Annotated in this window: 11 protein-coding genes; 1 reads left to right on the top strand and 10 read right to left on the bottom strand. The window is 64.5% G+C overall.

The window, feature by feature from the left end:
* Positions 1-141: 141 nt before the first annotated feature.
* The 4 genes from ACQR1D_RS31395 to ACQR1D_RS31380 all read right to left on the bottom strand — a co-directional run bounded on the left by ACQR1D_RS31395 (position 142) and on the right by ACQR1D_RS31380 (position 6,947).
* Entirely contained in the window at positions 142-480 is a 339-nt protein-coding gene (locus ACQR1D_RS31395; RefSeq protein ID WP_315805083.1) for an antibiotic biosynthesis monooxygenase, read from the bottom strand.
* 99 nt (positions 481-579) lie between these two features.
* Entirely contained in the window at positions 580-1,920 is a 1,341-nt protein-coding gene (locus tag ACQR1D_RS31390) for a hypothetical protein (RefSeq protein ID WP_434894277.1), read from the bottom strand.
* A 1,181-nt stretch (positions 1,921-3,101) separates the two neighbouring features.
* The gene (locus ACQR1D_RS31385; protein WP_315805085.1) at positions 3,102-5,426 is read right to left on the bottom strand and encodes a sensor histidine kinase; all 2,325 of its coding nucleotides are present in this window, start codon (positions 5,424-5,426) and stop codon (positions 3,102-3,104) included.
* 207 nt (positions 5,427-5,633) lie between these two features.
* Positions 5,634-6,947, bottom strand: coding sequence for a cation diffusion facilitator family transporter (locus tag ACQR1D_RS31380; protein WP_315805086.1), 1,314 nt, complete (start codon positions 6,945-6,947; stop codon positions 5,634-5,636).
* Here ACQR1D_RS31380 and ACQR1D_RS31375 point away from each other — a divergent pair.
* On the top strand, positions 6,928-7,056 hold the full coding sequence (locus ACQR1D_RS31375; RefSeq protein WP_315716165.1) for a hypothetical protein: 129 nt from the start codon (positions 6,928-6,930) through the stop codon (positions 7,054-7,056). The two genes, ACQR1D_RS31380 and ACQR1D_RS31375, sit on opposite strands and share 20 nt — an antisense overlap.
* Before the next feature lie 74 nt (positions 7,057-7,130).
* Here ACQR1D_RS31375 and ACQR1D_RS31370 read toward each other — a convergent pair whose 3' ends face one another.
* The 6 genes from ACQR1D_RS31370 to ACQR1D_RS31345 form a co-directional block, all read right to left on the bottom strand.
* Positions 7,131-8,099, bottom strand: a complete 969-nt coding sequence (locus tag ACQR1D_RS31370) for a quinone oxidoreductase family protein (RefSeq protein WP_316218514.1) — start codon at positions 8,097-8,099, stop codon at positions 7,131-7,133.
* 138 nt (positions 8,100-8,237) lie between these two features.
* Positions 8,238-8,657 carry a CBS domain-containing protein gene (locus ACQR1D_RS31365; RefSeq protein ID WP_172114347.1) on the bottom strand — a complete coding sequence of 140 codons (420 nt, stop codon included), beginning with the start codon at positions 8,655-8,657 and terminating at the stop codon, positions 8,238-8,240.
* Positions 8,658-8,866: 209 nt separating this feature from the next.
* On the bottom strand, positions 8,867-10,180 hold the full coding sequence (gene oxlT / locus ACQR1D_RS31360; protein ID WP_434840483.1) for an oxalate/formate MFS antiporter: 1,314 nt from the start codon (positions 10,178-10,180) through the stop codon (positions 8,867-8,869).
* Positions 10,181-10,422: 242 nt separating this feature from the next.
* Positions 10,423-11,709 carry an oxalate/formate MFS antiporter gene (gene oxlT, locus ACQR1D_RS31355; RefSeq protein ID WP_315716169.1) on the bottom strand — a complete coding sequence of 429 codons (1,287 nt, stop codon included), beginning with the start codon at positions 11,707-11,709 and terminating at the stop codon, positions 10,423-10,425.
* A gap of 209 nt (positions 11,710-11,918) precedes the next feature.
* Positions 11,919-13,418 (bottom strand): tripartite tricarboxylate transporter permease, encoded by a 1,500-nt coding sequence (locus ACQR1D_RS31350; RefSeq protein ID WP_434840484.1) that lies wholly within the window; start codon positions 13,416-13,418, stop codon positions 11,919-11,921.
* A 41-nt stretch (positions 13,419-13,459) separates the two neighbouring features.
* A complete protein-coding gene (locus ACQR1D_RS31345) occupies positions 13,460-13,954 on the bottom strand; it encodes a tripartite tricarboxylate transporter TctB family protein (RefSeq protein ID WP_315805091.1) in 495 nt (164 codons plus the stop codon).
* Between the last annotated feature and the right edge of the window lies 1 nt (position 13,955).

Below are 13,955 nucleotides of genomic sequence, written 5' to 3'. Positions count from 1 at the left end.
ACCCCAAAAGTGTCAACCATGTCCCCGAACAGGTGTAAGCTATGTCTCCGGGCTAAACAGCAGCGAAGCAATCCAGGCTGCCGCCGCAGGGATGGTCGGCGCTGCAGGTAGGCCTCGCTAGTGCCATCGGCCGGCGAGGGCTCATGCGCTCCCCGAATGCTGAGCTTGCGCCTGGCCCGTGATCCTTAGCTCATAATGCGCGGCTTGGCCGTCATAGCGGCTGAGCAGCCGTTGCGCTGCCGGTGGCACCACGGCTGTCTCATGCATCGGACCGGCGAAGCACACCACCGCCGCCTGATCGGCGAACGTCATGATCGTCGCGAACTCGCCGCCGTCGATCGGCCTGCGCAGCAGCTCGATGCTCAAAAACCCCGCGATGTTCCGGGCCTCGATCCCTGGAAAGATCGCCGCGCGCAGCAGGTCCTCATAGGCATCGGCATTTGCGGGAGTGCTCCAGCCGCACCAGATACGCTTTAGCATCAGATTGTCCCTCGACAGTGCGATCTCGACTCTCGCGCAGTGAGGTCCGCCAAACTTGGCAATAATTGCTGATCGCCGTCGACGACTGCCACGTGCGGATCAGGCGCCGCCGATCCTCGCCAACAACTCGCGCTGCCAAGATTTGAGGCCAGGGTCGTTGGAACGCATCCTCGCGCTGGCCCTCAACTCAGGTGAAATGTCTTTGCGTTCCGGAGCGAACTGTCGCTCCAGGAGACCTTGCAGCACGGCCTCTGCGTGTCCCGAAACCGGCACACCGATGAGGTCGAACAGCAGCTCGTCGGCTCCAGCCCAGCCTGGAGCGGAAAGCGGCGTTACGGCGCGATACAGGCTGAGACCCAGTGCGACCCGGAGAGGATCGCGACTCGCGAACAGGCCGAGCATGCGCCCCTTGATGCGGTCGGGAAATTGCGTGTATTCCAGAAGCGCGATATTCCTCCAGCGATCGACGGCCATGGCTTCGAGCGTACTCGCGCCAGAGCCGACCAACTGCTGTCGACCGAAATACTGTTCAATCCCGATCAGGACCTCGTCGTAGGGAAACGGATCGACCGGGTGTCGGAGGGCATCGCGACTGACACCGATCGACTCGGCCAGAAGCACCTCGCCATCGACCGGCGGACCAGCCTCCACAGGGGTTGGTCGCTTCTCGAACAGGGCCAGTGGAAGAACCCACTTCATGTCCATGGCCCCCTTGATCCGTCGGGCCAGGACGCGGCTATGTCCGGAGTTTCGTTCCAGAAGTTCGTAGACATAGCCGTGGAAGCGGATCGGCAGGTCGTCCGCCGCCAGCCAATATCTGCCGTCATGGTTTCTCTCCGAAAGGAAGAGGCCATCATCGAAATCGACGACCGAACTTTTCGTGGCGCACTTTCCTGGATAACCGAGACGGAGAAAGTCGAGCGCGCGGACGGCATTCTCCGGTGCGAGACACGCCGTGCCATCCGCCGGCCGATACAGCGTCCAATCGATCCGGCCATAGCCGGTGGACTTCAACGCCACCTCGTGAGCTGACGTGGCGAGCACGCGAATGCTGGCGTCCTCATAGGACTTCGAGCTTTCGATCGCGAGAAGGGCGTGGTTCTGCTTGTCGGGCTGCTGCCGCGGCACAGCCATCTCGACCAGTGCAGCTTCATCTTGCTGCACTCGCCACGAGGAGTGGAGATAAATGGCGCCGGCAAGGACGATGGGACCCAACAGAAAGCCGTAGCGGCCCTTTACGAGCCCATAGAGCGGAATCGCCAAAAAGGGAGCGCAGGCCAGACCTAGGGGAATCAAAAGAAGCGGCGATGCAAACATCGCCACGAAGACGAGGCTGTTCGGGAGTGACGCAAACAGAACTGCTTCGGCAAGTGATACGAGGAATACGATGCCAGCCGAGAGGACCACGTCGAGCAGAAGCAGAAGAAGGCGGCGAAGCATTGGTGCACCATGCTTTGGCGACAGGCCATGGGAAGACCCAGCCTCCCGGTTGCAGACCTCCAATCTGCAGGCAAAGAGTTAAGGGCTTGATGATCAAGTCCATCGGCGTAGCACCGCCTTGTCATGTTCGCGGGATCTCATTGCGTAACGCGGTCGCGAGCGCGGGGTGAGTCGCCCGTCGAGCGAGACGAGGCCTCGAGATGCCTTGCGAACAGGTCTCGCGTATCCCCGCGGGCCTGCGCCGAGATATAGAATTCGCAAGCGAAATCAACGTGCGACGCTCTGTCAAGATTGCCAGTGAAAAATATTCTGCTTTTCAGAATTAAAATCCTGTGTCTTCCTATGTCCATCCCGCCTCAAGCAAAGGGGCGTTGCGCGCGATCGTCACGACACGCGAGGCGGGGATGCGGTGGCCGCGGGCGTTCGCAGCGTCGTCTCAGGATGGCGCGGACGAACGGATGTCTTGCGGACGTGAAGTCGCAGCGGCCTGACACCCCGAAGCTGGTGTCCAACTCGGAGCGAGGCTTGGCTTCGCGCGGGAATGGTGGCCAACAAGCCGGCGCACCAGGGCGACTGCGTATAAGCGTGAAGACCATCGCGCAGGGAAGGCCGGGTTTGTCCGGCTGCACCTGTGGTACCTGCCGCCTGCATTTTTTCTCGCAGGCGGGCCGCAGGCGTCAGCCGACGCCTGGCCTTCCCTGCGCCCTTTGCAATTCGAAGGGCATGACTGATCGCATCACTCGGGCATCGTGTGCCGCGAGACCGCGGTGTCATGTTCGAAGCGTCCACGGTGTTCGTATGAGACGTAAATCCGATCTTTCGCGTGTCGTCCCGGGCAAGCCGCGTCGCGCGAGAGCACGTTGCGGCGCCGACCCGGGACGAATACTCCGCGGCGGGTGTGAGATGCGAGATGGTTGACGAGCGTGCCTCAAACGGCTGCCTGGGGTTATGGGTCCCGGCTCAAGGCCGGGACGACGGCGGTGGTTGTCGATGCAGACAGGGTACGACCAGAGTTCGTAGTTGGGCGCGCTGCCGTAGGGTGGGCAAAGCGGCGCCGTCAGGCGGCGCGTGCCCACCGTCTGCGTCGTGAACATCGGTGGGCACGGCGCGCGATGGAGCGCTGCTCGACACGCAGCTTCACGGGCGCGCCTTTGCCCACCCTACGGCATCGCGCATGCCCCTCAGGCCGCGACCGAGATGCTCGCCGTCGCCTTGTACGCGTCGCGGGGCAGGGTGACGCGGACGACGGTGCCGCACTCCAGCCGCGAGCGCAGCCGCATCGAGCCGCCGTGCAACTGGGCCAGCGAGCGGGCGATGGCGAGGCCGAGGCCGGAGCCGTGATAGGTCTTGGTCATTTGGCTCTCGACCTGCTCGAACGGGCGGCCGAGCCGCGCCAGCGACTGCGCGGGGATGCCGATGCCGGTGTCGGCGATGATGAGCACGACCTTGTCCTCGAACACGCGGCTCCGCATCGTGACACGGCCGCCTTCGGGGGTGAACTTCACCGCGTTCGACAGCAGGTTGACCATGATCTGCTTGGTGGCGCGACGGTCGGCGACGACGGGGATGCTGCCTCCGATGTCGGCGTCGAGGACGAGGCTCTTGTCCAGGGCGCGACCGGAGACGACGCGCAGCGATTCCGCCAGCGTCTTGGCGAGGTCGAGCGGCTCCATGTCGAGCTTCATACGGCCGGCCTCGATCTTCGACATGTCGAGGATGTCGTTGATCACCTCGAGCAGATACTGACCGGAGGTCAGGATGTCGTGGCAGTATTCCTGGTACTTCTCGGAGCCGAGCGAGCCGAACATGCCGCTGCCCATGATCTCGGAGAAGCCGATGATGGCGTTGAGCGGCGTGCGCAGCTCGTGGCTCATATTGGCGAGGAATTTCGACTTGGTCTGGTTGGCTTCCTCGGCGCGGGTCTTCTCCTGCGAGTATTTCTCCGCGAGGTCGGCAAGCTCGATCGCCTGGCGCTCGAGCGCGCTCTGCGAGCGCTGCAGGTCGATCACGGTGGCGCGCAGGCGCAGATCGTTGTCGACGAGCTTCTGCTCGTGCTCCTTGATGCGGGTGATGTCGGTGCCGACCGAGACGTAGCCGCCGTCCTTGGTGCGGCGCTCGCTGATGTGCAGCCAGCTGCCGTCGTCGAGCTGCGCCTCGAAGGTGCGGCCGCCCGGCGCCTGCTGGCTGTGATCGTGCAGCCGCGTGCGGATCTCCGGCATCTTGCCGACCTCGATGACGGTCTCATAGGAGGTGCCGGGGATCACGGCGGAGTCCGGCAGCTTGTGCAGCTTCTGGAAATGCGAGTTGCACAGCACCAGCCGGTTGTTGGCGTCCCACAGCACGAAGGCTTCCGAGATCGTCTCGATCGCGTCGCGCAGGCGGAGGTCGGCCTCGACGGTCTTCTCGACCAGGCTCTTCTGCTCGGTGACGTCGACGGCGATGCCGATCAGGTGCAGGCCGGAATCGGAGGTGCCCTGGCTGAGCTCGCAACGCACCCGGAGCCAGATCCAGTGACCCTCGGTGTGGCGCATCCGGAAGCTCTGATCGATCTGGTGGATGTCGCCGGCGACGAGCTGGTCAGCGATCTCGAACAGGTCGATGTCGTCCGAGTTCACCAGCGCGTTGACCTCGCCGAAGGTGAGGAGGTCGGTGCGGTTTTCCAGGCCGAGCATCGCGAACATCGAGTTCGACCAGAAGATGCGGCCGCGCGACAGGTCCCAGTCCCACAGCCCGCAGCGGCCGCGATTGAGCGCGGTGTCGATGCGGCCCCGCACGGCGTCGTTGATCAGGTCGCCCTCGCGGGCGCGGGTCGACTGCCAGTGGAAGGCGAAGCCGAGGATCAGCACGACGAAGCCCGTCGTCGCCGACAGCGTGACCGAGAGTGCGGCGTCCGAGCCCCAGATCGGCTCGAGCTTCTCCTGGATCACCACGACGCGGCCAGGCAGCGCCTTGATCAACTGCGACACCGCGAAGGCCGGACGGCCGTTCGGCAGCGTGATCTCGGTGACCGCGCCCTGCAGGCCCGGCGTCGCCAGGAGCTGCGCGGTGGAGATCAGGTCGAGGATACGGTCGTTCTCGCCGAGTCCGGTGTCGACCGGAACCCGGGCGAGAATGCGGTGGTCGGCGCCGGTCACGATCACGTGGCGGCCGGGCGCTGCGCCCCAGGCGGGGATCAGGTCGGGCAGCAGGCTCTGCAGGTGCTCGATATGGGCGATGCGGTCCGGGCGCATCGCCAGATTGCCGATGCGGTCGGCGAGCAGGTCGGAGATCGCGGCCAGGTCGCGCTTGGTCGCGCCGCGCTTCTGACGGCTCTGGTCGAGCACCTGGACGAAAGCGCCGAGGCAGATGGTGACGAGAAAGGCGATGATCAAAGTAGGGACAGCACGACGCAATACCGGCTCAGCAGTCAGCAGCCTTTGATAGGCCGGTTTCGCGATCGATTGCGCCAACCCCTTGATGGAATCAGAAGATTGGACGCACGCGTTCGCGGCATGCGCACGCGTCATGCTGTAGACCCCCGAAACTTCTTGGATACCCGAATTTCGAAAGAGCCCCAGCCGCTTCCGAATCAAGTTGATTTGAATCCAGATTTCTCGGGCTGTCGAGAGTCAACGATTTGGCAAAAGCTAATAAATCTTATCCAATGCGGATTTGCCATGGCGAAAAGCCGGCAGAGTGAGTCCGAAGCGGGAACGCAGCGTGACGTTCAGGCCTCAACCGTGCGGCGGCTCGGCGTGACTGATGACGCGCTTGACGCTCGGGAAGGCGCGACGCACTCCGCGCTCGATGTGGTCGACATTGTCGTGCACCTTCAGCACGCTCATCGACGGCGCTGCGCGGCAGTGGAAGTTGACGATCTCGCCAGCCTCGGTGTTGCGGACGCGGACATTGTGCACGTCGTACATGTCGGTCTCGGCTGCGAGGCGCTGCAGGGCCGCGGCGATCTCGGCGATCCGCTGCGCCGGCGCGTCGACGCCGAATGGCAGCTCGGGCTCGAGCGGCTCGATATGGGTGTCGACCTCGACATCGGCGCCGAATTCGTCGCGGATCGAGCGTTCCAGCTCGTGCGCGATCGCATGTGCCGCGAACAGGCTCATGTCGCCGTCGACCTCGAGGTCGATCGCGACGATCAGGCGCCCGCCGACATCATGGACGGTGACGTGATGGATCGCGAGGCCGGAATTGCGCGCGATCACCATGATGCGCTCACGCACGCTCTCATTGCTGAGCGCGACCGGTACCGTCGTGAAGGTGACGTCGGCGCCGGACAGGCTGGCATCGACCGCGGCCTGCGCATCGCGCTTGATCTCGTGCACGCGGTCGATCGGGTAGGTGCGCGGCACCTGCACCGTGGCGTCGACGAAATGCGTCGCGCCGACGAGCCGCACCCGCAGCCGCTCGACATCGACGACGCCATTGATCGAACGGATCGCGGCGCGCGCCTTTTCGGCCGCGCCCTCCGGCGCGCGGTCGAGCAGTGTTTCTACGGTGGAGCGCGCCAGCCGCAGGCCGAGCATCGAGATCATCAGGGCGACGGCGACCGCGGCGGCGGAATCCCCCCACCAGAACCCGAACGCGGTGAGGACCAGGCCGGCGATGACGGCGATCGAGCCGAGCACGTCGGAGGCAAAATGCAGGGCGTCGGCGGCGAGCGCCTGACTGTGGGTCTCGTGCGCGGCCCGGTGCAGCGCGCGGGCGCGCCAGAAATTGACGGCGATGTCGATCAGCAGCACCACGAACGGAATCGCCGACAGCGACGGCGGTGCCGCCGCCTCGCGCAGCCGGCTGACGGACTCGACCAGCACGCCGCCGGCCAGCACGTAGAGCAGGGCGATGACGCCAAGCGCCGACAGGCTCTCCAGCTTGCCGTGGCCGTAATGATGCTCGTCGTCGGCCGGCCGGTCCGATACCCGAACCACCATCCACGTGATGACGGTGGCGACGACGTCGACGGCGCTGTGCAGGGCCTCGGAGACGAGCGCGAGGCTGCCGATCAGGATGCCGACGATGAACTTCGCCGCGGCCATGCTGGCGCTCGCCGCGATCGAGATCGCGGCGACACGGGTTTTCCCGGAATCGACATGGGAGGCGGCGTCTCTCATGGCGGCGGATGTAGCAGCCGAGGCCGCACCATGAAAGCCGGGATCGCGCGGTCCATGGGCGTGGACCGCGCGCTGTTTCGAGTGCTTCTAAATCTCAGAAGGTTGCGTTCACAAGGTGACCACGATCTTGCCGAGATGCTTGTTCGCCTCCATGTGCGCGAACGCCGCGCCAATGTCGTCGAAGGCGAAAACGCGGTCGATCGGCAGCCGCAGCGTGCGCTGCTCGACCGCCCCCCAGATGTCCTTTTTCACCTCGTCGAAGATCGTACGGATCTCCTCGATCGAACGGGTTCGGAAAGTGACGCCGACATAGGTGATGCGGCGCGCCGCGTGCAGGTCGAAATTGAAGTCGGCATGGGTGCCGCCGAGCCGGCCGACGTTGACGATGCGGCCGAGGACCTTGGTTGCGGCGAGGTTCTGATTGGCAACCTTGCCGGACACCTGATCGACGATCAGATCGACGCCCTCGCCGTCGGTCGCCTGCAGCACCTGGTCGACCCAGGCAGGATCGCTGGAGTCGATGGCGAGATCGGCGCCGAACTCCTTGAGCCGTCCGCGGCGCATCGCATCGGTCGAGGAGCCGATCACGAGCCGGGCGCCCTTGAGCTTGGCGATCTGCATCGCCATCAGCCCGACGCCGGAGCTCGCACCCTGCACCAGCATGCGCTGGCCCGGCTGCAAAGCGCCGTTGGTGACGACGGCGTTGTGCATCGTGGTCAGCGCGATCGGCAGCGTGGCGGCCTCGTCGAAGTTCATGTTCGACGGCGCGTGGAACAGCCGGCCATGGTCGGCAAGGGTGTATTCGGCGAACGCCGCGCTGCCCGAGCCCATGACCTTGTCGCCGATCTTCACGCCCCTGGCGTCGGGCCCGAGCTCGGCGACCTCGCCGGCCCATTCCATGCCGAGGACGGTGCCGACGCCGCCGGCGGCGCCATGCACATGCCCCTTGGTCATGCCGAGATCGGCGCGATTGAGGCCGCAGGCGCGCACGCGCACCAGCACCTGCGTGCCCTTCGGCGCGGGCTTGGCGATATCGGTGATCGCGGCGCCCTGGGCGCCGTAGACATAGGCTTTCATCGCAAGGAATCCTGTCGGGTCAGCATGAACGGCGACCTTACTGTGCCGCTCCTCTCTGCGCACCGCCTAACAGGCGGCGCGCAGCTCCGACAAGGTTCTCTCAGGATTGAACCGGTTCCGCTGACCGGGCTGGATGCGTCAGGCGGCGACCGGAGCTTCCGCTTCGTCGAAGGCCGAGGAGACGTCGCGCATGCTGATGACGCCGGCCAGCGCGAAGTCGACAATGACCGGGAGGTGGCGGATGTGGTGCACGTTCATCAGGTGCCGCACGTGTTCGAGCGTATCCTCGGTGCTGCAGGAGATCAGCCGCTGCGGCGAGATCAATTGCGAGACCTTCAGGTTGACGCCGGCGGCGCCATGCTCGGCGATGGCGCGCACGACATCGCGCTCGGTGAACATGCCGGCCGCGGTGTTGCCCTCGGTGCGGACGACATCCTTGACGACGAGGGCGCTGACATTGCTGGCGCGCATCAGCTGCGCCGCGACGCCGACGGTCTCGTTCATTCGCACCGTGATCACGCGCGCCGTCTTGTTGCGCAGGATGTCTCCGACCTTCATGGCACCCTCCCGTTTGGTTGTAGTGAACGGGAGGAAGTCTGGTATACGTTATGCCAGAAGTCAATCGGGTTTGATGGCTTTTCGTGCGCGAGGCCACCGAAAAAACACGTCAGCGACACTGCCGGATATGACCGGGGCATCCCGCCCCGGCGCAAAAAAGAGGCGCACCGCTGGTGCGCCTCCTGAAGTCGCGGGAGGAAACCGTGGCGTCACGCCATCCTGGCGTCCTGCGTCACCGGCTCGGTGACCGGCTCCTTGCCGAGGATGAAGGCCCGGCGCAGCGGCTTGATCACGAACAGCGCCATCAAGGCGGCCGTCGCGTTCAGCGCGACGCCGATCACGAACACGGCCTGCCAGCCATACTTTGCTGAGACGATGCTGGCGAGCGGGACCAAGAGCGAGGCGGTGCCCTTCGCAGTGTAGAGCATGCCGTTGTTGGTCGCGGCGTATTTGCTGCCGAACGTATCGCCCGAGGTCGCCGGAAACAGGCTGTAGATTTCGCCGAAGACGCCGAAATAGACGGCGGTGGCGAGCACGAACACGATCGGATTGTGCCCGTAGCTCGACAGCGTCAGCAGCATCAAGGCGGCCGTGCCGAAGGCGATGAACATGGTGTGCTCACGACCGATCGTGTCGGAGATCCAGCCGAACACGGGGCGGCCGAAGCCGTCGAAAATGCGATCGAGCGAGATCGCGAACGTCAGCGCCGCCATCTGGAAGCCGGCGAGCGACACCGGCTCGTTGGCGATCTTGAAATCGTGGGCGATCGGGGCGATCTGGGCGGCGGTCATCAGGCCGCCGGAGGCCACCATGACGAACACCAGATACATGATCCAGAAGATCGGCGTGCGCAGCACCTGCGGCGGCGTGTAGTCGATCTTGGTCTGCGGCAGGTTGAGCTGCTTCTTGCGGGCCGGCACCGCAACCGTCGGCGGCCGCAGGAAGATCGCGAGCACGAACACGACCAGCCCCTGGCCGATGCCGAAGGTGAAGAAGGCGCTCTGATAACCGCTCGAGGCGATCATGCTGGCGATCGGCACCACGGTCAGCGCCGCACCGGCGCCGAAGCCCGCGGCGGTGGCACCGGCGGCGAGGCCGCGGCGGTCGGGAAACCATTTCAGCGCATTGCCGACGCAGGTGCCGTACACCGCACCTGCGCCGATGCCGCCGATGACGGCGCCGGCGTAGAGCAGGGTGAGCGAGTCGGCGTAGGAGTTCAGCACCCATGCCAGCGAGATCATGACGGCGCCGAACATGATGACGAGGCGCGGGCCGTATTTGTCGACGAACCAGGCCTCGACCGGCACGAGCCAGGTTTCGGTGACGACGAAGATCGTGAAGGCCAGCTGGATCGCCGTGCGACCCCAGTGAAACTTCGCGTCGATCGGATCGACGAACAGTGTCCAGCCATATTGCAGGTTGGCGATCATCGCCATGCAGATGATGCCCATCGCGAGCTGGAGCCAGCGGAAGCCGCTGGACTGTGCCTGGACAGGCGGTGTTACCTCTGTGCTGGAAACCATGTGTCCTCCCAAACGCGCTCTGTTGGAGGATGCCGCTGCGAGCGCGCTCCTCATCTGCGCATCGAGCCATTCTGGTATAACATATTCCAGTCCGCAATATGGCCTGCGACACAGGGTGCGACATGCTGCTTTGCAGCGAGACCGAAATCGTCCGCCAAGCAAAAGAAAACGCTCGGCAAAATGCCGAGCGTCGTCAATCTGGAAGCGTTCTTTTTTATTTTTGCTGCAGCGCGAAGGGGGCGTCAGAGCGTTGATTTCTGCACCACGACCCGCCGCCAGGGCTTGAGCACCGCGATCGCGAGAATCGACGCCAGGATGTTGGCGCCGGCCGCGATGATGAAGACGCGGTCCCAATTGCCGGAGGACTGCTGCATGTAGTTCGCGATCGGCACAAGCAGCGCTGCCGTGCCCTTGGCGGTGTACAGCAGGCCGGCATTGGTGGTGGCGAACTTGGTGCCGAACGTGTCGGTGCAGGTCGAGGGGAAGAGCGAGTAGATCTCACCCCAGGCGAAGAACACGAAGCCGGAGAGGATCACGAACCACACCGGATCGTGGCCCAGCATGTACAGCGCCCAGATGCCGATGCCTTCCATGCCGAAGGCGATGAACATCGTGTTCTCGCGGCCGATCATGTCCGAGATCCAGCCGAAGAACGGACGCGTCAGGCCGTTCAACACGCGGTCGATGGTGGCGGCGAACGTCACCGCCGTCATGGTCATGCCGATCAGCGTCACCGGAATGTTGTCGACCTTCCAGTCCCCGGCGATCGGCTTGAGGTTGGCCGTCACCATCAGACCGCCCGCGCCGACGATCACGAACATGAAGTACATCAGCCAGAAGATCGGCTGGCGGATCACCTCGGTCGGATTGTAGTTGCGGCGGCTCTGGACGAGGTTGGTGTTCTGCGTGACCGCGGGCACCTGGCCTTCCTTGGGCGCGAACAGGAAGAAGGCGAGGATGACGATGATGATGCCCTGGCCGAGACCGAAATACAGGAAGGTGGTCTGGAAGCCGGAGTCGCGGATCATGGCCTGGATCGGTGCGACGGTGAGCGCCGAGCCGGCGCCGAAGCCGGCCGCGGTGATGCCGGCCGCGAGGCCGCGCTTGTCGGGAAACCACTTCAGCGCGTTGCCGACGCAGGTGCCGTAGACGCCGCCGGCGCCGATGCCCGCGATGATCATGCCGAGATAGTAGCCGTTGAGCGAGGTGGCGTAGGCGTTGATCATCCAACCGATGGCGCACAGCACGCCGCCGACGAGCACGACGATGCGCGGGCCGTATTTGTCGACGAACCAGCCCTCGACCGGCACCAGCCAGGTTTCGAACAGCACGAACAGCGTGAAGGCCCACTGGATCGAGGCGCGATCCCAGCCGAACGTCTTGGCGATATCCGGGACGAAGAAGGTCCAGCCATATTGATAGTTGGCGATCATCACCATCGCCAGGACGCCAACTGCGAGCTGCGTCCAGCGGTAGGCGTCGCTTACTCTTGCAGATGCGGGCGCCCCCGCGTGAGCCAAGTCCGTCATGCTTCCTCCAGGCTGTCTATTTTTGTCCTAACAGCTATGCGGGAGTTTGGTATATGATATGCCAATAGACAAGCGGATTCATCGAGCAGGCGGGCGCTGGTAGACCTGCGATCGACGAAAAAAGCCTGCAGAAGCAAGGCAAATCGCTGCAGCGACAATACGACGCAGCAGAGGATATTTGTAGCTCAACTATCGAAGTAAGAACGGGCTCATGCGGCGAACGCCCGCAACCGGTTGTAGCCCTGCTGGATCGCCGACCAGAACAGCGCGATCAACCCGAGCGCCATGATGGTGCCGACCAGCCCGTTGGAGAAGAAGATCGCGAGCGATCCCTGGGATCCCAGCAGCGACTGCCGGAAGGCCTCCTCGGCCTTGTCGCCGAGCACGATGGCGAGCACCAGCGGCGCGAGAGGATAGCCGCACTTCTTGAACAGATAGCCGAGCACGCCGAACACCAGCATCAGCACCACGTCGAACGTGCTGCTATGCACCGAATAGGCGCCGATGGCACAGAGCACGAGAATGAGCGGAGCGATGATGCTGAAGGGAATGCGCAGGATCGCCGCGAAGACCGGGACGCAGGTCAGCACGACGAGCAGGCCGGCGAGGTTGCCGAGATACATCGAGGCGATCAGGCCCCAGACGAACTCCTTCTGCTCGACGAACAGCATCGGCCCCGGTTGCAGGCCCCAGATCAAGAGACCGCCGAGCAGCACCGCCGCCGTGGGGGAGCCGGGCACGCCGAGCGACAGCATCGGCAGCAGCGCCGCCGTGCCCGCCGCATGGGCTGCCGTCTCCGGCGCGACGACGCCCTCGATCTCGCCATGGCCGAACTTCTTGCCGCGCTCGGAAAGGCGCTTGGCGATGCCGTAGCTCATGAACGAGGCCGGCGTGGCGCCGGCGGGGGTGATGCCCATCCAGCAGCCGATCACACAGGAGCGCAGCGCGGTGAGCCAGTGTGCCGGCATCTCCTTCCAGGTGTGCAGCACAACGCGCAGATTGATCTGCGCGTTGCCGCCGCGGAAGCTCAGTCCTTCCTCCATCGTCAGCAGGATCTCGCCGATGCCGAACAGGCCGATCACGGCGATCAGGAAGTCGAAGCCGTTGAGCAGCTCGGTGATGCCGAAGGTGAGCCGGAGCTGGCCGGTGATGGAATCCAGGCCGACTGCGGCGAGCGCGAAACCGATCATCATCGCCGCGATCGTCTTGAACGGCGGCTCCTTGCTCAGGCCGACGAAGCTGCAAAAGGCCAGGAAGTAGACGGCGAACTTCTCGGCGGGGCCGAACTGAAGCGCGAAGCCGGCCACCAGCGGCGCGATCAGCGTGATCATGATGACCGCGAACAGCGCGCCGACGAAGGACGAGGTGAAAGCTGCCGTGAGCGCCTCGCCGGCCTTGCCCTGCTGCGCCATCGGATAGCCGTCGAACGTGGTCGCGACCGACCATGGCTCGCCGGGTATGTTGAACAGGATCGAGGTGATGGCACCGCCGAACAGCGCGCCCCAGTAGATGCAGGACAGCATGATGATCGCCGAGGTCGGCGGCATGCTGAAGGTCAGCGGCAGCAGGATCGCGACGCCGTTGGCGCCGCCCAATCCCGGCAGCACGCCGATGATCACCCCGAGGACGATCCCGAGGATCATCACCATGATGTTGAAGGGTTGGAGGGCGACGGCGAAGCCGTGAAACAGATTGGCGAGTTCTTCCATGCCGGCTTGGTCCTGCAACCCTCAGCGGATGAGTTTTCTTGTTAGAGTCCGAGCCATTCCTCGACCGGCCCCTTGGGCAGGGGAACCATGAACCAGCGCTCGAAGATCAGATAGGTCACGACCGGCATGCCGATCGCGACCACTGCCACCGTGAGCCAGCCATATTTGCCGAGCCACCGCATGAACCATGCGATGAAGATCATGGAGGCGACGTACAGGCCGGTGAAAGGCAGGGCGCCGACATAGATCGCCGTCGGCACCACCACGCTCATGACCTGGCGCAGCTGCCCCCATTCAGCGAAGACACGGCCGTCATCCTCGCGCAGCGTGCTGCGGAAGTTCATCGCGCTGGCCGCCACGATGAAAAGTCCGACGTAGAACGGGAAGAATCCCGCCCGCGGTCCTTCGGCTCCCCAGTTGATCCCGGCCTTCACGCTGCCGAGGATCACGATGATCCCAAACAGCGCGATCGCGAGCGTGACGCCGACCTCGACCGCCTTGTGGCTCGGGCCGGCGGATCCACCTTGACGGCTCATG

The sequence above is a fragment of the Bradyrhizobium sp. HKCCYLRH2047 genome, assembly GCF_051168175.1.
Classification (GTDB): domain Bacteria; phylum Pseudomonadota; class Alphaproteobacteria; order Rhizobiales; family Xanthobacteraceae; genus Bradyrhizobium.
Note: the sequence above shows the minus strand (reverse complement) of the source record. Positions and strands in the feature narration are given on the sequence as shown.